We start from the raw sequence: 18,589 nt of genomic DNA, 5'->3' as shown, positions 1-18,589 counted from the left end.
GCTCCCGACCACACCGCTTCGATCTTCTTGCCCTTCCTCGTCGTCGACACCGGCCGGACCCCGGTTCAGACCCTGAGTCCGGCGGTGAGGAGATCGACGAAGCCGACCTCCTCCTTGGCCACACCGAAGACCTCCGCGCGCAGCATGGTGCGCTCGGCCCAGGCCCGGTGGGGCTTCACTTCGTTCATTTTGTTCGTATAAGCCGACCTCATCACTCCACCACCACCGCGCTCGGGGCGCAGGATGTCCTGGGCGTCGCTGAACTCCTCGTGGGAGACCACCGACAGCGCGTGCACGGGAGTGACGTGCGCGGGATGGATGCAGGTCTTGCCGAGCAGGCCGTTCGCCCGGTCGAGTTCGATCTCGCGGAGCAGGCCGTCCAGGTCGTGCTCGATGAGCGCGGTGCGCAGCTCCTCGACGCCCTCTTCCAGGAAGGGGCTGCGGCGCAGCTGGGGCTTGAAGAGGCGCTGCTGGCTGCGGAAGTACTCCCAGACCGGGCCGGTGACGGTGAAACCGGTGCCGTCGGCCCGGCTCAGGACGTTGACCACGTCGGCGATCACGCCCGCGACGATCTGGACGTCGTAGGCGGTCATGTCGGGGGTGCGGCGCAGCCCGTAGGCCGAGCAGAAGTCGGTCACGCCCAGCCGCAGGGCGAGCACCTGGTCGCGGTGGGCGTTGACCGTGCGCGAGATGCCCGCGAGGGCCTCCACCCGGGTTTCCAGGTGGAGCAGGTCGGGGGTCTCCAGGACGGGCATGGCGTAGAGGTGGCGCCCGCCGTCCTCCTGGGCCTCCCGCACGGCGTCGAGGAAGGCGGTTCCGCGACTCTCCGTGAATTTCGGCAGTACGAATCCGGCCAATCGGCGTGCCGACCGGCCGAGGCGCCGCACGAGATCGGATATCTGTTCGGGCTCACGGATCCGGATGAAGAGCAGCGGGGGCTCCTGCGCACTCGCGTCGATCTCCGCGAACTGCCGGATGAGGTTCTCCTCGGCCCCCGCCACATCGGCGTCGCTGATGGAATCCTCCAGGCAGAGGACCATGGAGACGACTCCGCGGTCCGCCTGCTTGGCCACGTCGGCCGCGAGGTGGGGTCGGGTGGCGGGGCTGTAGAGGGTGGCTCCCAGCGCCGCCGCGAGGGTACGGGCGGGCGAGTCGGCGGTGAACTCGACCGGCTCCTGATGGAAGAGGCCCTCACGGACGGTGGGCGATATGTGCCCGAAATGACGCATGTGCTTCCCCCGTACTGCCTCGGCGGCCCCAGTGGCATGGCCGGTAATAGTACGTACGAATGAGTTCCAAGAGTTCCTCAAGCACATGAAGTTCGGGTAACCCTCTTGCACCATGCACAGCTCGGCGACCACTCACAAGGGCCGCGCACGACACTCCAGGGGGCCCGCATTGTCCCGGCCCGCCCCGGGAGGGCAGGATGACCGGCATGACGCACGCGATGCAGAAGGGCTCCAACGTCCCGGTGACCGCCGCTGCGGTCCGGGCGGTGCTGCGCTGGACCGGTGGACCCGAGGTGCCGGACGTGGACGCCTCGGCGCTGCTCGTGGGGACGGACGGCCGTGTGCGTTCCGACGAGGACTTCGTCTTCTACAACCAGCCCCGGCACCCCTCCGGCGCGGTCTGGCGGCTGGGCAAGAAGCGGGTCGGCGACGCGATCACCGACGCCGTCCAGATGGACCTGGTCTCGGTGCCCGCCTGGGTGGACCGGGTGCTGGTGGTCGTCTCGGCCGAGGACGTGCCCTTCCAGCGCGTCGGGGACCTGCGGATCCTGCTCTACGACGCCACGGTGAGCGGGGGCGCCGAGCCGCTGGCCTACTTCGACGTACGGCCCGAGACGGGTGCGGAGACGGCCCTGATGTGCGGGGAGGTCTACCGCCGGGGCGACGGGTGGAAGTTCCGCGCCCTGGGCGAGGGGTACTCCAACGGCCTCGTGGGACTGGCCACCGATCACGGGATCTCGGTGGACGACGGCGCGGGGGAGGCGGAGGCCGCGCCGACCGGCCAGGGGGACCGGACCGCCGCGATGCGGCCGCAGACGCCCGCCACGGCGCCGACGGTGCCCCCGGTGGGCCCCACCCAGGCCCCGCCCGCCGCGGAGCCCGCCTACGGCTACCCGCAGCACGTGTCGCCGGCGCCGGTCGGCGACCCGTCCTTCCGGCTGCCCGTCCAGGGGCCGCAGTTCCTCCGCCGCTGAGGCCCGCGGGCGGACCTCACGCCTTGGTCGTTTTGTAACCCCGCCCCCACTGGAGCCCCCAGCCGTACAGCCGGTCCAGCTCGGCCTGGAAGCCGTAGACGAATTTGACCTCGCGCCGCACGACGAGCTCTCCCTTGACCTTCTCCAGCGAGACCACCGCACAGGAACGTGCCTGCGGCTGCCGCTCGTCGAGGGAGATCTCGATCCGCGGCCCGGTGATCGGGTAGAGGGTGACCAGGGCGTGCGTCCGGTCGAAGGCCGGGGTCTGGTCGTAGATGTAGACGAAGACCAGGAGCCGCTTGATCTCGTCCGCGTGGTCGAGGTTGACGTAGAGGGTCTCCCCCGAGGCCGAGCCGAAGCGGTCGTCGCCGCTGAGCTTGACGTAGGGCGGGTCGTTGATGTCGCCGAGCAGCTTGCCGAGCGGCTGTACGACCCCCCGGGTGCCGTCGGTCAGTTCGTACAGGCAGCCCAGGTCCAGGTCGACGTTGACCACGCCCTGGGTGTGCGCCTGCACCATGTCCGGTTTGAAGAGCTTGAACGGATGGCGCAGGCGCTGTCCGCCGGCGCCGGACGACCCCCCGAAGTCCGAGGTGCGCATCCGCCAGGACAGGTTGACGCGCAGGTTCCCGTGCACCGCCCCCTGCTTGGTGAGCGAGACCGTGGAATGGCGCTTCGTCAGCTCTATCGCGTTCGACGAGGCGCTGCCCGACTGGAACTGCGACGCGCGAGCGCCCCTGAGACCGTCGAAGAAATCGGTGAAGCCCATGTCCATCCCCCTGGCTGGCCCGGTACGGGACGGGGCGGCGCGGGAGTACCCCGAGCCGCCCCGCAGTTGAGCGTTCCGCATTACCGCCGCGATCATGCCTCGGCGGCGGACTCCTGCAGTGCCAGTCGCTTGTTGCGGCGGACCGAGGACCAGAAGGACCAGGCGATCAGCACCACGCCGACGAGGCCGGTGATGACCTCGTGGATCTCGATCTGGATGGTGACGAGCAGGATGATGGCGAGCGCGCCGATGGCGTAGTGCGCGCCGTGCTCCAGGTAGACGTAGTCGTCGAGGGTGCCCTGGCGGACCAGGTAGACCGTCAGCGACCGGACGTACATGGCACCGATGCCGAGGCCGAGGGCCATCAGCACGATGTCGTTGGTGATCGCGAAGGCGCCGATGACCCCGTCGAAGGAGAAGGACGCGTCCAGGACCTCCAGGTAGAGGAACATGAAGAACGCGGCCTTGCCGGCCATGGCGACCGCCGAGACGCTCTTGCCGGTCCGCTTGGCCTCTTCCTCGGCCTCGTGCTCGGCCTCTTCCTCCTCTTCGAGCTTGTTCTCGAAGTAGCCGGAGAGACCGCCGACGATCATGTAGGTGATCAGACCGGCGATGCCGGAGACCAGTACGGTCTGCGCCTTGTCGACCTCCAGGCCGCCGTGCTGGTGGGCGTGGGCGGCGAAGGTGAACGACGTGATCAGCAGGACGATCAGCGCGATGCAGGCCGACAGCATGTCGATCTTGCCGAGCTTGGCGAGGGGACGCTCCAGCCAGGCGAGCCACTTGATGTCGCGGTCCTCGAAGATGAAGTCGAGGAAGATCATCAGCAGGAACATGCCACCGAAGGCCGCGATGGACGGGTGTGCGTCCGTCACGAGCTGCTGGTAGCGGTCCTTGTCGGTCATCGCGAGGTCGACGGCCTCGAAGGGGCCGATGCTCGCGGTGATCGCCACGATCACGACCGGGAAGACCAGGCGCATGCCGAACACGGCGATGAGGACGCCGATGGTCAAGAAGATCTTCTGCCAGAAGGCATTCATCTTCTTCAGGATCCCGGCGTTGACCACCGCGTTGTCGAAGGACAGCGAGATCTCCAGGATGGACAGGATCGCGACGATCCCGAACGCTTTCCACCCCCCGTAGAGAACCGCCGCGGCCAGGCCGAGCGCGGTAATCGCGAACGACCAGCCGAAGGTTTTCAGAACCACGGGCACCCCATCGTCTTGTACGGCTTTACGAAACGTTGACCCCGAAGTCTAGAGCGATGCCCCGCAGGCCCGACGCGTACCCCTGCCCCACCGCCCTGAACTTCCATTCGGCGCCGTAGCGGTAGACCTCTCCGAAGATCATCGCGGTCTCGCTGGAGGCGTCTTCCGAAAGGTCGTAGCGCGCCAACTCCTGGCCGTCCGCCTGGTTCACGACGCGGATGAAGGCATTGGTGACCTGGCCGAACGACTGCCCGCGGGCATCGGCGTCATGGATCGAGACCGGGAAGACGATCTTGTCGCAGGCCGCCGGCACCTTGGTGAGGTCGATCAGCACCGACTCGTCGTCGCCCTCACCCTCACCGGTGAGATTGTCCCCCGTGTGTTCGACGGAGCCCTCGGGGCTCTTCAGGTTGTTGTAGAAGACGAAGTACTCGTCACCGAGCACCCGGCCGCCCGCGCAGAGCAGGGCGCTGGCGTCGAGGTCGAAGTCCGCGCCCGTGGTCGAGCGCGCGTCCCAGCCGAGGCCGACCAGCAGCCGGGTCAGGTTCGGTGCGGCCTTGGAGAGGGAGACATTGCCCCCCTTGGCGAGTGTGACGCCCATGATGTGGTCCTCCCCGGAGATGTGCCGGCGACGGTACGCCGATGAAGAACATCCGGCGCCGTACACGACTGTGCACGGCGCCGGACGGTGACCTGCTCTTGCCCCTCGGACCCGGCCCCCCTCGGGCCCGGGCTCACGCTCGGTCTCAGACGTTGACGCCGAAGTCCTGCGCGATGCCGCGCAGGCCCGAGGCGTAGCCCTGGCCGATGGCACGGAACTTCCACTCCGCGCCGTTGCGGTACAGCTCGCCGAAGACCATGGCGGTCTCGGTCGAGGCGTCCTCGGAGAGGTCGTAGCGGGCGAGCTCGGTGTTGTCGGCCTGGTTCACGACGCGGATGTACGCGTTGCGGACCTGACCGAAGCTCTGCTGGCGGGCCTCGGCCTCGTAGATCGAGACCGGGAAGACGATCTTGTTGACGTCGGCCGGGACGCCGGCGAGGTTGACCTTGATGGCCTCGTCGTCGCCCTCGCCCTCACCGGTGGTGTTGTCACCGGTGTGTTCGACCGAACCGTCGGGGCTCTTCAGGTTGTTGAAGAACACGAAGTTGGCGTCGCTGGCGACCTTGCCCTGGTCGTTGGTCAGGATCGCGCTGGCGTCGAGGTCGAAGTCGACGCCGGTGGTGGTGCGAGCGTCCCAGCCCAGACCGACGATGACCGCCGTCAGGTTCGGCGCGGCCTTGGTCAGCGAGACGTTGCCGCCCTTGCTGAGGCTGACTCCCACGGGTCCTCCATTGGTTTCGTGTGGGGCGGGGCCCCGTCGTGCGGTTGCTACCGGATCAACGCTTCGATCCTAGTGACGGGTTCCCGCCCGTACGGGGTTTTCGTACGGAAACGTGCGATAGCGGCTCAGATGCTGTCGAGCGCCTTGATGTACTCGTTCAGGTCACGCGCGTCGGGCAGCCCGTTGACGACGGTCCAGCGCACGATGCCGTCCTTGTCGATGATGAAGGTGCCGCGGACCGCGCAGCCCTTCTCCTCGTCGAAGACGCCGTAGGCGCGGGAGGTCTCGCCGTGCGGCCAGAAGTCCGACAGCAGCGGGTACTCCAGGCCCTCCTGCTCGCCGAAGACGCGCAGGGTCGGCACGGAGTCGTTGGAGACCGCCAGCAGCTGTACGTCCTCGTTCTGGAACCGCGGCAGCTGGTCGCGCAGCTCGCACAGCTCACCCGTGCAGACGCCGGTGAAGGCGAAGGGGTAGAAGAGCAGGACCACGGCCTTCTCGCCGCGGAAATCGGCGAGCCGCACGGTGGCTCCGTGATTGTCCTTCAGTACGAAGTCCGGGGCCTTGGTGCCGACCTCGATCGCCATCTCTCGTATCCCTTCATTGAGCCGTTCGGGTGAGGCCCAGCCTAGGCGAGGCCCCCACAGGACCGTATGCGCCCGGGGGTAGGAACAGCAGAAACCCCGCCGGCCGGGGCCGACGGGGTTCCTCCACTTGTCTGGGCGCGTGGCTAGCGCTTGGACTTGGCGGCCTTGGGGGTGACCAGCTTGCTGGCGGCCCATTCCTTGCCGACGCTGACGCTCTTGGTCTGCGCCAGGCCCGCCGTCTGGGCGGCCTCGCTGATGTCGCTGGCCTCGACGTAACCGGGACGACCGGTCTTGGGGGTCAGCAGCAGGATCAGTGCGCCGTCCTCCACCAAGTTGATGGAGTCGACCAGCGTGTCCGTCAGATCGCCGTCTTCGTCCCGGAACCAGAGCAGCACCGCATCGGCGACGTCGTCGTACTCCTCGTCGACGAGATCACCCCCGATGTGGTCCTCGATGGCCTCACGGAATTCCTGATCGACGTCGTCGTCGTAGCCGATCTCCTGGACCACCTGTTCGGACTCGAAACCCAGCCTGGAAACCAGACTGGTCTCCGCGTGGTCCGCGGTCGCGCTCACGGGGTGCCTCCTGCTCATGTATCGGTGAATGTCTTCGGCGGCGCGCGTACGCGCAGCATTGGGCGTAGTCCACACGGACGCGGCGGATCGCGCAAGTACCCGGTGGCCGAGACCGTCGAAACAGTGACGATTGCGGCGGTCTCGCCGCAACTTTAAGCCTGCCCGCGCGAACCCCTCGTGATTCATCCCACACCATTGGGACGCATTCGGCACCCGATGGGGACTTTGACACTTGTTTGAAGGACGAACGGCCTTACGAAGGCGCCGAACGACTTGGGCGTAAGGTTGCGATTTGGCCGGACCCGCTCCCCACCCCTTGAGTGTGGCCTGATATTCCAGCTGTTACCCAGCGGTACAGATGACGATTTCGGCCGAGCGGTAGACGATGGGAGCCGGCGCCCCAAGGCACGACTCCCCCGACAGCGAAGGAACAGCGTGGCTTCCGCATCCGATCGCAACCCGATCATCATTGGCGGCCTGCCGAGTCAGGTCCCGGACTTCGATCCGGAGGAGACTCAGGAGTGGCTCGACTCCCTCGACTCAGCGGTCGACGAGCGGGGCCGTGAGCGTGCCCGCTACCTGATGCTGCGGCTGATCGAGCGGGCCCGCGAGAAGCGCGTGGCCGTGCCCGAGATGCGCAGCACGGACTACGTGAACACCATCGCGACCAAGGACGAGCCCTTCTTCCCCGGCAACGAGGAGATCGAGCGCAAGGTCCTGAACGCGACCCGCTGGAACGCGGCCGTGATGGTCTCGCGCGCGCAGCGCCCGGGCATCGGGGTCGGCGGCCACATCGCGACCTTCGCCTCCTCCGCCTCCCTCTACGACGTGGGCTTCAACCACTTCTTCCGGGGCAAGGACGAGGGCGACGGCGGCGACCAGATCTTCTTCCAGGGCCACGCCTCCCCCGGCATCTACGCCCGCGCCTACCTCCTGGACCGGCTCTCCGAGCAGCAGCTCGACGCGTTCCGCCAGGAGAAGTCGAAGGCGCCCTACGGCCTCTCCAGCTACCCGCACCCGCGGCTGATGCCGGACTTCTGGGAGTTCCCCACCGTCTCGATGGGCCTCGGCCCGCTCGGCGCGATCTACCAGGCCCGGATGAACCGGTACATGGAGGCGCGCGGGATCGCGGACACCTCCAAGTCACACGTCTGGGCGTATCTCGGTGACGGCGAGATGGACGAGCCGGAGTCGCTCGGCCAGCTGTCGATCGCCGCCCGCGAGAACCTCGACAACCTGACCTTCGTCGTCAACTGCAACCTGCAGCGCCTCGACGGCCCGGTGCGCGGCAACGGCAAGATCATGCAGGAGCTGGAGTCGCAGTTCCGCGGCGCCGGCTGGAACGTCATCAAGCTGATCTGGGACCGCTCCTGGGACCCGCTGCTGGCCCAGGACCGCGACGGCATCCTGGTCAACAAGATGAACACCACCCCCGACGGGCAGTTCCAGACGTACGCCACCGAGTCGGGCGCGTACATCCGTGAGCACTTCTTCGGCGGGGACCACCGGCTGCGCGCGATGGTCGAGAACATGTCCGACCAGCAGATCCAGCACCTGGGCCGCGGCGGGCACGACCACAAGAAGGTCTACGCGGCCTACGCGGCGGCCAAGGCGCACAAGGGCCAGCCGACCGTGATCCTGGCCCAGACGGTCAAGGGCTGGACGCTGGGCCCGAACTTCGAGGGCCGCAACGCGACCCACCAGATGAAGAAGCTGACGGTCGACGACCTCAAGCGCTTCCGCGACCGGCTGCACATCCCGATCACGGACCAGCAGCTCGAAGGCGGCGCCCCGCCGTACTACCACCCGGGCCGCAACTCCCCCGAGATCCAGTACATGCACGACCGGCGCAGCGCCCTGGGCGGCTACGTGCCGACCCGCGTGGTGCGCGCCAAGCCGCTGCAGCTGCCGGGCGACGCGACGTACGCGGCCGCCAAGAAGGGCTCGGGACAGCAGTCGATCGCCACCACCATGGCCTTCGTCCGCATCCTGAAGGACCTGATGCGGGACAAGGAGATCGGCAAGCGGTTCGTGCTGATCGCGCCCGACGAGTACCGCACCTTCGGCATGGACGCGTTCTTCCCGAGCGCCAAGATCTACAACCCGCTGGGCCAGCAGTACGAGGCGGTCGACCGCGACCTGCTGCTCGCCTACAAGGAGTCCCCGACCGGCCAGATGCTGCACGACGGCATCTCGGAGGCCGGCTGCACGGCCTCGCTGATCGCCGCGGGTTCGGCGTACGCGACGCACGGCGAGCCGCTGATCCCGGTCTACGTCTTCTACTCGATGTTCGGTTTCCAGCGCACGGGTGACCAGTTCTGGCAGATGGCCGACCAGCTCGCGCGCGGTTTCGTGCTCGGCGCGACCGCCGGCCGGACCACCCTGACGGGTGAGGGCCTCCAGCACGCCGACGGCCACTCCCAGCTGCTGGCCTCGACCAACCCGGGCTGCGTCGCCTACGACCCGGCCTACGGGTACGAGATCGCGCACATCGTCAAGGACGGCCTGCGCCGGATGTACGGCCCGGCCGCCGAGGACGTCTTCTACTACATGACCGTCTACAACGAGCCGATCCAGCACCCGGCCGAGCCGGCGGACGTCGACGTGGAGGGCATCCTCAAGGGCATCCACCGGATCTCCCGCGGGACCGAGGGCAGCGTCCCGGCGCAGCTCATGGCCTCGGGCGTGGCGGTGCCGTGGGCGCTGGAGGCGCAGCGGATCCTGGCCGCCGAGTGGAACGTCCGGGCGGACGTCTGGTCGGCGACCTCCTGGAACGAGCTGCGCCGCGACGCGGTCGAGGTGGAGACGCACAACCTGCTCCACCCGGAGGAGGACGAGCGCGTTCCGTACGTGACGCGCAAGCTGTCCGGTGCCGAGGGGCCGTTCGTGGCCGTCTCGGACTGGATGCGGGCGGTCCCGGACCAGATCTCGCGCTGGGTGCCCGGTGCGTACACCTCGCTGGGCGCGGACGGCTTCGGCTTCGCGGACACGCGCGGCGCGGCCCGTCGCTTCTTCCACATCGACGCCCAGTCGGTGGTGCTGGCGACGCTGACCGAGCTGGCCAAGGCCGGGCGGATCGACCGCTCGGTGCTCAAGCAGGCCATCGACCGCTACCAGCTGCTGGACGTCACGGCGGCCGACCCGGGCGCGGCGGGCGGGGACGCCTAGCCGTCACGGTCGCGTTGTCCGGCGGGGCGTCGAGGGCCCAACAGGTGGCTGGCCCTCGGCGCCCCGCCGTCGTTCCCTACGATGCCCCGCATGAAGGAACAGCCCGCGCAGCTCCGCTGGGAGCGCCGTACCCAGCTCCCCCTGCTCGTCTGCGCGGTGGCCTTCGGCGTCGCGTACGCCCTTCCGATCATCGTTCCCGACGCGGACGGCTCCGTGCACGAGGGGTGCCTGCTGACGGAGTGGGTGGTGTGGAGCGTGTTCGCGGGGGACTACGCGGTGCGGCTGGGGTTGGCGGCGGACCGGCGGTTGTTCGTGCGCACGCACTGGCTGGACCTGGCGGCGGTGCTGCTGCCGATGATCCAGCCGCTGCGGCTGTTGCGGTTGGTCTCGACGCTGCTGCTGGTGGGGCGGCGGGCCCGGATGGCTCCGCAGGTGCGGCTGACCACCTATGTGGCGGGGGCGGTGGTGGGGCTGCTGATGTTCGGCTCGCTGGCCGTGCTGAGCGTGGAGCGCGACGCCCCGCGCGGCAACATCCGCAACCTCCAGGACGCGGTGTGGTGGTCCTTCACCACGATGACCACCGTGGGGTACGGGGACCACTCCCCCACGACGGGTCTGGGGCGGCTGGTCGCGGTGGGCCTGATGCTGTCGGGGATCGCGCTGCTGGGTGTGGTGACCGCGAACATCGCGGCCTGGTTCATCTCCCGGTTCGAGCGCGACGACCACGCGGAGCGGCTCCAGGCGGCCGCCCTCTTCGAACTGACCGAGGAGGTACGGGCCCTGCGCGCCGAGGTCGCCCGCCTCGGCGGGGCGACCCCGGGCGCGGGGGCCGACGTACCGGCTCCGCACCCGGAGCCCGCGGCGGCTATCGCTCCCACACCTTGAACGCCCTCACCTGGTAGGGGGACTGGGGCAGCCAGGTGCCGTCGCCGGGGTAGGTCTGGAACTCGCCGGTCTCGATGCACTCGGCCGACTGGTAGGTGGTCACCGGCCGTCCGGTGCGGTTGGCGAGTGCCTGCGCGCTCTTGCCCGGCGGCAGCGAGACGCAGTCGTTGGTCGTCAGGTCGGTCAGTTCGTGGATCTGCTTGGTGCCCTTGAAGTCCGGCTTGGCCCAGAAGCAGAGCTGCCCGGTGGCGCAGGCCCCCAGCGGCGGCGGCCCGGCGGCGTGGGCGGCGGAGGCCGCGCCGGGGAGCAGGGTGGTGGCGGCCAGGAAGACGGCGGCGAGCACGGTGGAACTCGTACGCATGACGGGTCAACTCCTTGTGGTCACAAGGCACTCGTACGGGTGGCCCGGTGGGCCGAGAGGTCCGTTGCGAGTGCCGCTGACACCACGCTGACCTGCGAAGACGGTCGGGCGGAAGACCCCTCGGGCCGGTCCACCCGGATAGGCGACAGCCCCGCCGGACGGGTCCGGCGGGGCTGCGCGGGCCGCGTAGTTGACGCCTGCGCGGCGGGTGGAGCGTGGGTCAGATGTGGGCCGCGCCCGCGCCGGCGGCCGCGTTCTCCCCGCGCCTGGTGAAGCCCGCGACCACGGCGGCGACCACGGCGACGCAGCCGGCGACGACGAAGGCGGTGTGCATGCCTGACACGAAGGTGTCATGGGCCACCGCCGTGATGGCCCGTGCGAGGGCCTCGGGGGCCCCTTCGGGGACCGGCGCCGCGCCCACCGTGACGGCGCCCGCGGCCTGCTCGGCCTGTTCGGGGGTGAGCGGTGGCAGCCGCGCCGCGCTCCACTTGTCGGCGAAGGAGGAGGACACCTCGTTCGCCATGACGGCGCCGAGCACGGCGGTGCCGAGGCTGCCGCCGACCTGCATGGCGGCCTGCTGGAGCCCGCCGGCGACCCCGGAGATCTCCAGCGGGGCGTTGCCGACGATGACCTCGGTGGCGCCGACCATGACCGGGGCGAGGCCCAGGCCCATGAGGCCGAACCAGACGGACATCGTGACGGTGCCGGTGTCCGGGGTGAGGCGGGACATCCCGAAGCAGGCCACGGCGGTGGCGACCATGCCCGCGATCAGCGGGAGGCGCGGGCCGATCTTGGTGATCGCGAGGCCCGCCAGGGGCGATCCGACGATCATCATGCCGGTGAGCGGCAGCAGGTGCAGGCCGCTGTCCACGGGGCTCATGCCGTGCACGTTCTGCAGGTAGAAGGTGACGAAGAAGAGCCCGCCCATGAAGGCGAAGGCCATCAGGACCATGAGCACGACGCCCGCGGAGAGCGGCAGCGAGCGGAACATGCCGAGCGGGACCAGCGGCTCGGCGACCCGGGTCTCCCAGAAGGCGAAGAGCCCGAAGCAGATGAGGGACCCGGCAAGGAAGAGCAGCGTCTTGCTGTCGCCCCAGCCCCACTCGGAGGCCTTGATCAGGGACCAGATCAGCGAGAACATCGCCGCGGACAGCAGCAGGATGCCCACCACGTCGAAGGACCGGGGGGCGTTCTCGGCGCGGTGGTCGAGCAGGATGAACAGGCCGAACCCGAGGGCGAGGATGCCGACGGGCACGTTGATGAAGAAGACGGACTGCCAGTTGACGTGCTCGACGAGCAGCCCGCCGACGATGGGGCCGCCGGCGGTCGAGGCGCCGATGACCATGCTCCAGATGCCGATGGCCATGTTGAGCTTCTCGGCGGGGAAGGTGGCGCGCAGCAGGCCGAGCGCGGCGGGCATCAGCAGGGCGCCGAAGACGCCCTGCGCGACGCGGAAGCCGATGACGAACTCGACGCTGGAGGAGAGGCCGATCGCGGCGGAGGACGCGGCGAATCCGGCGATGCCTATGAGGAAGGTCTGACGGTGGCCGAAGCGGTCGCCGAGCTTGCCCGCGGTGATCAGGGAGACCGCGAGGGCGAGCAGGTAGCCGTTGGTGATCCACTGCACCTGGGCGAGGCTGGCGTGGAGCTCATCGGTGATGGCGGGGTTGGCGACCGCGACGATCGTGCCGTCGAGGGTGACCATCATGACGCCGAGCGCGACGGCGAAGAGGGTCAGCCAGGGGTGGCCGCGCAGACCTGAGGGCCTTCCCGCCGCGGCGCCCTGGTCGGGCAGCTGCTTGTCGAGGCTGATCTGACGAGTCATGCGGACAGGATAGTGACAGCGACTGACACTTCACAGACGGCCCAACAAGACAGTCACTGTCACGTCGGTCACAGGTACCCTGACCGCCCACCCCGACCCGTAGCCCGACGAAGAGGACCCCCGCGGTGATGACCGACCAGCGGACCGGCGCACCGACGGCGCGCCCCGCGCCCCACACGCCGCCGCCCGCCCCCGCCGGCCTGCGCGAACGCAAGAAGCGCCGCACCCGCGACGCCCTGCTGCGCGCCTCCCTCACGCTCTTCACCACGCGGGGCTACGAGGAGACGACCGTCGACGAGATCACCGAAGCCGTCGAGGTCTCCCAGCGCACCTTCTTCCGGTACTTCGCCAGCAAGGAGGAGGTCGCCTTCGCCGTCCAGGACCTGGTGGAGTCCCACTTCGTGGCCGCCCTCGCCGCCCGGCCGGCCTCCGAGGGACCGCTGGTGGCCCTGCGGGCCGCGGTGCTCACCGCCTGGGACACCATCGAGGAGGCCGTCGGCGAGGTGGTCCCGGTCGACCTGCACATGCGGGCCTACCAGCTCATCGAGTCCACGCCCGCGCTGCTCGCGGTCCACCTGCGCCGCTCCGCCGAGCTGGAGGAGCGCACCGCCCGGCTGATCGCGGCGCGCGAGGGCCTCGACCTGGACGCCGACCCTCGACCCCGGGTCGTGGTGGCGGCGTTCTCCGGGGTGATGCGGGTGACCGGGCGGCTCTGGGGCCAGGGCGAGGACACGAGCGTCGCCGCGATCCGCCGGATGACGGAGGACTACCTCGACCAGATCGGCCCCGCCCTCGCCACCGATTGGCGCCCGATTCGTACCTGAACGAGACGGTCCGGAACCCCTCGGTGACGGCCGTGCCCGAAGGCCCGTGACCCCTGTCACCCGGCGTCCCGCAGGCCGGAAAGGTCTCCTAGGCTGTCTCCCAGTGAACCTCTCCGGCCTGCACGGCCCCGCCTCCCCCGCCACCTCGACCAGCCCCGGCACGGTGCACGCCCTGCTCGCGCTCGCGGTGGTCTTCGTCATGCTGGCGACGACCGGCTGGACGGCCGTGCACCGGCCCGAGGAGAACGTCTCCGTCCGCAGAACGGCCCTGGCCGCCTGGGCCGGCGCCCGGATCGGCGGCCGCCCGGTACCGCCCGCCGACGCCCCCGTACGGACCGTCGCGCGCTTCTTCTCCGAACTCGACGGCGCGGAGCGGGGCCGGCTCGCCGACACCTATCCCCTGGTCGTCGGCAACCTCGACGGGGTACCCGCCCAGACCCGCTTCCGGGCCAACCGGCGCTCCCTCGCGCAGGCGAGCCGGACCGAGGAGGTCCGCTCCCAGGACGTGGCGTTGACCCCGGCCGACCGGGACGAGGCGATGCGGCGGCTGCACCGCCTGGAGTCCCTGGCCGACCCCTCGCGGCAGATCCTCGTCTTCGACCCGACCGGCGAGGGCCTGGTGGCCGAGGTCTTCGGCGACCTGGACCGGGCGCAGCGCGTCTCGGTCGTCGTGCCGGGCGTCGACACCGACCTGATCACCTTCGAGCGCTCCCAGCGCCGCTACAGCGCTCCCGTCGGCATGGCCGAATCGCTCTACGAGGCCGAGCGCACGACCGCTCCGGACACCCGGACCGCGGTCATCGCCTGGGCCGGTTACGTCAGCCCCGACGGGCTCGGCGTGGACGCGGCCACCGGCCGGCTGGCCGCGCAGGGCGCCGTACGACTGGAATCGCTGACCGCGGCGCTGCCCGGCGCGGCGCCGGTGACGCTGTTCTGCCACAGCTACGGCTCGGTGGTCTGCGGGGTCGCCGCCCCCGACCTGCCGCGCCGGGTGAGCGACGTGGTGGTCTCGGGCAGCCCCGGCATGCGCGTGCAGAACGCGGCCGAGCTGCACACCTCGGCGCGCGTGTGGGCGATGCGGGACGCCGGGGACTGGATCGCGGACGTGCCGCACCTGGAGCTCGGCGGGGTGGGGCACGGGGCCGATCCGGTCTCGGCCGCCTTCGGCGCGCGCCGGCTCTCGGCGGCCGGGGCCAAGAGCCACACCGGCTATTTCGAGCCGGGTACCGGCTCATTGGAGAACTTCGCGCGAATCGGAACCGGTTCGTACGCTTCCGCGGTGTGCGCGAGCGGGGACGACTCCTGCCGGCGGGGAATTTCCGGCACAGAAGCGGGCTGAAGCACGTAGACGGCTGGAAAACGACCCCCACAGTCAGGGGACGCACAGGCCCGCCGCCCTTTACGATGAGCCGCATGGGTGACGTACTGGCCGGAAACCATGCCGTCTGGGAGTTCGACTCGGACTCGGTGCTCATCCGCTTCGAACGGGGGATGTCCGCACTGCGCATGCCGCGGCTCTGGCATGCGCTGGGTCAGCGCCGCATTCCCCACGAGGCGTTGTCCGAGGTGAGCGTGACCGTGACCGCGGGGAAGCGGGACACGGTGGTCCTGCGTGCCGTCCCGCGGCCCGGGGCCGATCCGCTGATGGACGCCGCGGCGGGACAGCTGAAGGACCTCTGCGACCCCTACCGGCTGGTGCTGCCCGCCGACCGGGCGCCGCTGGCCACCGCGCTGGCCGACGGGCTGCGCGCCCGGCTGGGCCCGGACCCCGCCGAGCCGGCCCCGCGCTTCCTGGTCGAGGCACCGAAGCCGCCGCTCCACCTCAAGGGGTACGACGCCCGGGCGACCCTCGACGAGAGCGGGGTGAGCCTGCGCTGGTCGCGCACCGGCGCCTCCAGCACCAAGTGGAAGTCGGGCGACCAGCATTACCCGCTGGCCGCGCTGACCGGGGTCGAGTGGCGCACGCCGGAGAATCCCGGCGGGTACCTCCGGCTCAGATCGCGCGAGGACGACGCGGAGGAGCGGGCGCCGGAGCACGACCCGGCGACCGTGCTCTTCTCCCTGGGCTACGGGGCCGTGCACGAATCGCTGCCGTTCGCGGCCGCGGTGCTGGCGGCAGTGCGCAGCCGGACGCCGGTGGCGGCCGGACCGCTGACGGCCCCGGCCCCGCCGGAGCCGGACCGGATGCGCCACCTCGGCGAACTGCACGGGGCGGGACTGCTGACGGACGCCGAGTACGGGGCCCTGCGCGACCGGTACGCGTCGGAGGCGTAGGCCGCCGCGGCGCCGGCCCCGGCCCCGGCCCTCAGGACTCGCGGGCCGCCGAGGTCGAGGTCATGTCCGGGTAGCGGTCGCCCGCGACGCGGGAGGCGATCGGCTCCAGCAGGGCCAGCTCGGCCTCCGTCAAGACGATCCGGGTGGCCGCCGCGTTCTCGACGAGGCGTCCGCGCTTGCGGGTGCCCGGGATCGGGACGACCGTCAGGCCGTGGACCGATGCCCGCTGGTGCACCCAGGCCAGCGCGACCTGCGCCGGGGTGGCCCCGTGCGCCGCCGCGACCTGGCGCACCGGCTCCAGCAGCGCGGCGTTGGTCCGCGCGTTGTCCCCGGTGAACCGCGGCTGGTAGCGCCGGAAGTCGCCCTCCGACAGCTCCGCACCGGCGTCCGCGAACGCCCCGGTCAGGAAACCGCGCCCGAGCGGGGAGTAGGGCACGAAGGCCACGCCCAGCTCCGCCGCCGCGGCCACCGCGCTGCGCTCCACGTCCCGGCTGAACAGGGACCACTCCGACTGGAGCGCGGCGATCGGGTGCACCGCGTGCGCTTCGCGCAGCTCGGCGCCGGTGACCTCGCTCAGGCCCAGGTGGCGGACCTTGCCCTCGGCCACCAGCTCCGCCATCGCGCCGACGGACTCCGCGAACGGCACCCGCGGGTCGCGCCGGTGCATGTAGTAGAGGTCGATGACGTCCACGCCGAGCCGGCGCAGGCTGCCCTCGACGGCCTGGCGGACGTACGCCGCGTCGTTGCGCACGCCCCGGTACTGCGGGTCGTCGGTCCGCTCGATCGCGAACTTCGTGGCCAGGGTGATCTCGCCCCGGTGCGCGGCGACGAACGGCGCGAGGAACTCCTCGTTGGTCCCCCGGCCGTAGACGTCGGCGGTGTCGAAGAGGGTGATCCCGGCCTCCAGGGCGGCGCCCAGGGTGTCGCGGGCCGCCGCCTCGTCGGTGTCGCCGTAGAACTCGCTGATGCCCATGCAGCCGAGCCCCTGCACGCCGACCAGCGGGCCGCCCTTGCCCAGTTCGACCTGTGCGATCCGGTCGGTCGGAGTGTTCGAGGTGCTCGGAGTGCTCGGAGTGCCCGAGGTGTTGCCGGTGGTGTTCGTCATGACTGCGCCTTCCCCTGTCCCTTGTTCGCGTGCCCGATGTCCGCGATCTCCGCGGTGTCCGCGGTGTCTGCGGTGTCCGCGGTATCCGCGTAGAAGCCGATCTTGTAGTCCAGTACGGCCAGCGCGTCCGTCAGCTCGTCGATCCGCGCCCGCACCTCCCGCCGCGTCCGCTCCAGCAGTTCCCGCCGCTCCCGGAAGGTGTGCTGCCCCTCGCGGACCAGTTCCGCGTAGCGGACCATGTCCGCCACCGACATCCCGGTGGCGCGCAGCTTGCCCACGAAGCCGAGCCAGTCGAGGTCCTTGTCGCTGAACCGGCGCTGGCCCGCGTGCGAGCGGTCCACGTGCGGCATCAGCCCGATCCGCTCGTACCAGCGCAAGGTGTGCTGGGTCAGTCCGGTCCGGGCCTCGACCTCGCTGATCGTGTACCGCGTCTGCGGCTGCGTCAGGCTCATGACCACCACGCTAAAACCCTTGAGTGCACTCCAAGCAAGTAGGCTCGGCCCCATGGAGAGCACGGAGATCATGGAGAGCCTGCGGATCATCGACACCTGGCCGGTACCGACCGCCGCGGCGGCCGTCGTACGCGCCGACGGGACCCTCGCCGGTGCCCACGGGCCGGTCGACCACCGCTTCGCGCTGGCCTCCGTCACCAAGCCGCTCGCCGCCTACGCCGCGCTCGTCGCGTACGAGGAGGGGGCGATCGAGCTGGACGAACCGGCCGGCCCCGAGGGGTCGACCGTGCGCCACCTGCTCGCGCACACCAGCGGCCTCGCCTTCGACGAGCACCGCGCGATGGCCCCGGCCGGGGAGCGGCGACTGTACTCCAACGCCGGCTTCGAGGTGCTCGGCGACCACATCACCAAGGCCACCGGCATCCCCTTCGCCGAGTACCTGCGCCAGGCGGTGCTGGAACCGCTGGGCATGACCTCGACCACCCTGGAGGGCTCCCCCGCCAAGGACGGCGTCTCCACGGTCGCCGACCTCGTCCGCTTCGCCGCCGAGCTGCAGGCCCCCCGGCTGCTGGACGTCCGCACGGTCGCCGAGGCCACCGCCGTGGTGCACCCGGGCCTCAAGGGCGTCCTGCCCGGCTACGGTCACCAGTCCCCCAACGACTGGGGCCTCGGCCTGGAGATCCGCGACGGGAAGTCCCCGCACTGGACGGGCGCCGGCTCCTCCCCGCGCACCTTCGGCCACTTCGGGCAGGCCGGCACCTTCCTCTGGGTGGACCCGGACGCCCGCGCCGCCTGCGTGGCGCTGACCGACCGGCCCTTCGGGCCGTGGGCGGTCCAGGCCTGGCCGCCCTTCACCGACGGGGTGCTCGCCGCGCTGGCCGGGCGCCGCTGAAAGGACGTTCGACGGCGGTGTCGAACGGGTGACACCACCGGGGCTATGCCCCCATCCGACCCGATTGCCGTGGCCCGCGTCCCGGTTCCGGCCCCGTTGCGTCGATAGATTCCGGTTCCCATCCACCGTTGATCTTCGGGGAGAA

At 70.4% G+C, this 18,589-nt stretch carries 18 protein-coding genes; 7 read left to right on the top strand and 11 right to left on the bottom strand.

What is annotated here, in order from left to right; genetic code table 11:
* Positions 1 to 65 precede the first annotated feature (65 nt).
* Positions 66 to 1,229 (bottom strand): HpcH/HpaI aldolase/citrate lyase family protein, encoded by a 1,164-nt coding sequence (locus ACZ4UB_RS09590; protein ID WP_468069374.1) that lies wholly within the window; start codon positions 1,227 to 1,229, stop codon positions 66 to 68.
* 206 nt (positions 1,230 to 1,435) lie between these two features.
* Here ACZ4UB_RS09590 and ACZ4UB_RS09585 point away from each other — a divergent pair, with 206 nt between their 5' ends.
* The gene (locus tag ACZ4UB_RS09585) at positions 1,436 to 2,203 is read left to right on the top strand and encodes a TerD family protein (RefSeq protein ID WP_354381902.1); all 768 of its coding nucleotides are present in this window, start codon (positions 1,436 to 1,438) and stop codon (positions 2,201 to 2,203) included.
* Positions 2,204 to 2,219: 16 nt separating this feature from the next.
* Here the strand turns inward: ACZ4UB_RS09585 and ACZ4UB_RS09580 are convergent, their stop codons facing one another.
* The 6 genes from ACZ4UB_RS09580 to ACZ4UB_RS09555 form a co-directional block, all read right to left on the bottom strand.
* Positions 2,220 to 2,969 (bottom strand): TerD family protein, encoded by a 750-nt coding sequence (locus tag ACZ4UB_RS09580; RefSeq protein WP_354381860.1) that lies wholly within the window; start codon positions 2,967 to 2,969, stop codon positions 2,220 to 2,222.
* Positions 2,970 to 3,061: 92 nt separating this feature from the next.
* Complete coding sequence (locus ACZ4UB_RS09575) at positions 3,062 to 4,177, bottom strand: DUF475 domain-containing protein (protein WP_354381861.1); 1,116 nt, start codon at positions 4,175 to 4,177, stop codon at positions 3,062 to 3,064.
* 25 nt (positions 4,178 to 4,202) lie between these two features.
* Positions 4,203 to 4,778 (bottom strand): TerD family protein, encoded by a 576-nt coding sequence (locus ACZ4UB_RS09570; RefSeq protein ID WP_354381862.1) that lies wholly within the window; start codon positions 4,776 to 4,778, stop codon positions 4,203 to 4,205.
* Positions 4,779 to 4,923: 145 nt separating this feature from the next.
* Positions 4,924 to 5,499 (bottom strand): TerD family protein, encoded by a 576-nt coding sequence (locus ACZ4UB_RS09565; RefSeq protein WP_330330217.1) that lies wholly within the window; start codon positions 5,497 to 5,499, stop codon positions 4,924 to 4,926.
* A gap of 125 nt (positions 5,500 to 5,624) precedes the next feature.
* Positions 5,625 to 6,083 carry a peroxiredoxin gene (locus ACZ4UB_RS09560; RefSeq protein WP_354381903.1) on the bottom strand — a complete coding sequence of 153 codons (459 nt, stop codon included), beginning with the start codon at positions 6,081 to 6,083 and terminating at the stop codon, positions 5,625 to 5,627.
* Positions 6,084 to 6,226: 143 nt separating this feature from the next.
* On the bottom strand, positions 6,227 to 6,658 hold the full coding sequence (locus tag ACZ4UB_RS09555) for a DUF3052 domain-containing protein (RefSeq protein WP_351044148.1): 432 nt from the start codon (positions 6,656 to 6,658) through the stop codon (positions 6,227 to 6,229).
* A 435-nt stretch (positions 6,659 to 7,093) separates the two neighbouring features.
* Here ACZ4UB_RS09555 and aceE point away from each other — a divergent pair, with 435 nt between their 5' ends.
* Both aceE and ACZ4UB_RS09545 read left to right on the top strand, forming a co-directional pair.
* The gene (gene aceE, locus ACZ4UB_RS09550; RefSeq protein WP_468069371.1) at positions 7,094 to 9,826 is read left to right on the top strand and encodes a pyruvate dehydrogenase (acetyl-transferring), homodimeric type; all 2,733 of its coding nucleotides are present in this window, start codon (positions 7,094 to 7,096) and stop codon (positions 9,824 to 9,826) included.
* 90 nt (positions 9,827 to 9,916) lie between these two features.
* On the top strand, positions 9,917 to 10,711 hold the full coding sequence (locus tag ACZ4UB_RS09545; protein WP_468069369.1) for a potassium channel family protein: 795 nt from the start codon (positions 9,917 to 9,919) through the stop codon (positions 10,709 to 10,711).
* On the opposite strand, the gene ACZ4UB_RS09540 is transcribed toward ACZ4UB_RS09545, so the two are convergent.
* Positions 10,692 to 11,072, bottom strand: a complete 381-nt coding sequence (locus ACZ4UB_RS09540; RefSeq protein ID WP_354381865.1) for a peptidase inhibitor family I36 protein — start codon at positions 11,070 to 11,072, stop codon at positions 10,692 to 10,694. The two genes, ACZ4UB_RS09545 and ACZ4UB_RS09540, sit on opposite strands and share 20 nt — an antisense overlap.
* Before the next feature lie 220 nt (positions 11,073 to 11,292).
* A complete protein-coding gene (locus ACZ4UB_RS09535) occupies positions 11,293 to 12,885 on the bottom strand; it encodes an MFS transporter (RefSeq protein ID WP_468069662.1) in 1,593 nt (530 codons plus the stop codon).
* Positions 12,886 to 13,025: 140 nt separating this feature from the next.
* Here ACZ4UB_RS09535 and ACZ4UB_RS09530 point away from each other — a divergent pair, with 140 nt between their 5' ends.
* The 3 genes from ACZ4UB_RS09530 to ACZ4UB_RS09520 all read left to right on the top strand — a co-directional run bounded on the left by ACZ4UB_RS09530 (position 13,026) and on the right by ACZ4UB_RS09520 (position 15,995).
* Positions 13,026 to 13,721 (top strand): TetR family transcriptional regulator, encoded by a 696-nt coding sequence (locus ACZ4UB_RS09530; protein WP_468069367.1) that lies wholly within the window; start codon positions 13,026 to 13,028, stop codon positions 13,719 to 13,721.
* Positions 13,722 to 13,920: 199 nt separating this feature from the next.
* A complete protein-coding gene (locus tag ACZ4UB_RS09525; protein WP_468069660.1) occupies positions 13,921 to 15,060 on the top strand; it encodes an alpha/beta hydrolase in 1,140 nt (379 codons plus the stop codon).
* Between the two features lie 74 nt (positions 15,061 to 15,134).
* On the top strand, positions 15,135 to 15,995 hold the full coding sequence (locus ACZ4UB_RS09520) for a DUF4429 domain-containing protein (RefSeq protein WP_468069366.1): 861 nt from the start codon (positions 15,135 to 15,137) through the stop codon (positions 15,993 to 15,995).
* 31 nt (positions 15,996 to 16,026) lie between these two features.
* On the opposite strand, the gene ACZ4UB_RS09515 is transcribed toward ACZ4UB_RS09520, so the two are convergent.
* Both ACZ4UB_RS09515 and ACZ4UB_RS09510 read right to left on the bottom strand, forming a co-directional pair.
* The gene (locus tag ACZ4UB_RS09515; RefSeq protein WP_468069364.1) at positions 16,027 to 17,100 is read right to left on the bottom strand and encodes an aldo/keto reductase; all 1,074 of its coding nucleotides are present in this window, start codon (positions 17,098 to 17,100) and stop codon (positions 16,027 to 16,029) included.
* Positions 17,097 to 17,552, bottom strand: a complete 456-nt coding sequence (locus ACZ4UB_RS09510) for a MerR family transcriptional regulator (protein WP_468069363.1) — start codon at positions 17,550 to 17,552, stop codon at positions 17,097 to 17,099. Before ACZ4UB_RS09510 ends, ACZ4UB_RS09515 begins: the two co-directional genes overlap by 4 nt.
* A 70-nt stretch (positions 17,553 to 17,622) precedes the next feature.
* Here ACZ4UB_RS09510 and ACZ4UB_RS09505 point away from each other — a divergent pair, with 70 nt between their 5' ends.
* Positions 17,623 to 18,444 (top strand): serine hydrolase domain-containing protein, encoded by an 822-nt coding sequence (locus ACZ4UB_RS09505; protein WP_468069658.1) that lies wholly within the window; start codon positions 17,623 to 17,625, stop codon positions 18,442 to 18,444.
* The last annotated feature ends 145 nt before the right edge of the window (positions 18,445 to 18,589 follow it).

The organism is Streptomyces sp. NPDC028419 (genome assembly GCF_055565515.1).
Note: the sequence above shows the minus strand (reverse complement) of the source record. Positions and strands in the feature narration are given on the sequence as shown.

Coding starts and splice junctions, on each gene's coding strand:
- ACZ4UB_RS09590 (WP_468069374.1), bottom strand. CDS start 1,229: ATGCGTCATTTCGGGCACATATCGCCCACCGTCCGTGAGGGCCTCTTC.
- ACZ4UB_RS09585 (WP_354381902.1), top strand. CDS start 1,436: ATGACGCACGCGATGCAGAAGGGCTCCAACGTCCCGGTGACCGCCGCT.
- ACZ4UB_RS09580 (WP_354381860.1), bottom strand. CDS start 2,969: ATGGGCTTCACCGATTTCTTCGACGGTCTCAGGGGCGCTCGCGCGTCG.
- ACZ4UB_RS09570 (WP_354381862.1), bottom strand. CDS start 4,778: ATGGGCGTCACACTCGCCAAGGGGGGCAATGTCTCCCTCTCCAAGGCC.
- ACZ4UB_RS09560 (WP_354381903.1), bottom strand. CDS start 6,083: ATGGCGATCGAGGTCGGCACCAAGGCCCCGGACTTCGTACTGAAGGAC.
- ACZ4UB_RS09545 (WP_468069369.1), top strand. CDS start 9,917: ATGAAGGAACAGCCCGCGCAGCTCCGCTGGGAGCGCCGTACCCAGCTC.
- ACZ4UB_RS09540 (WP_354381865.1), bottom strand. CDS start 11,072: ATGCGTACGAGTTCCACCGTGCTCGCCGCCGTCTTCCTGGCCGCCACC.
- ACZ4UB_RS09530 (WP_468069367.1), top strand. CDS start 13,026: ATGACCGACCAGCGGACCGGCGCACCGACGGCGCGCCCCGCGCCCCAC.
- ACZ4UB_RS09525 (WP_468069660.1), top strand. CDS start 13,921: ATGCTGGCGACGACCGGCTGGACGGCCGTGCACCGGCCCGAGGAGAAC.
- ACZ4UB_RS09520 (WP_468069366.1), top strand. CDS start 15,135: ATGGGTGACGTACTGGCCGGAAACCATGCCGTCTGGGAGTTCGACTCG.
- ACZ4UB_RS09515 (WP_468069364.1), bottom strand. CDS start 17,100: ATGACGAACACCACCGGCAACACCTCGGGCACTCCGAGCACTCCGAGC.
- ACZ4UB_RS09510 (WP_468069363.1), bottom strand. CDS start 17,552: ATGAGCCTGACGCAGCCGCAGACGCGGTACACGATCAGCGAGGTCGAG.
- ACZ4UB_RS09505 (WP_468069658.1), top strand. CDS start 17,623: ATGGAGAGCCTGCGGATCATCGACACCTGGCCGGTACCGACCGCCGCG.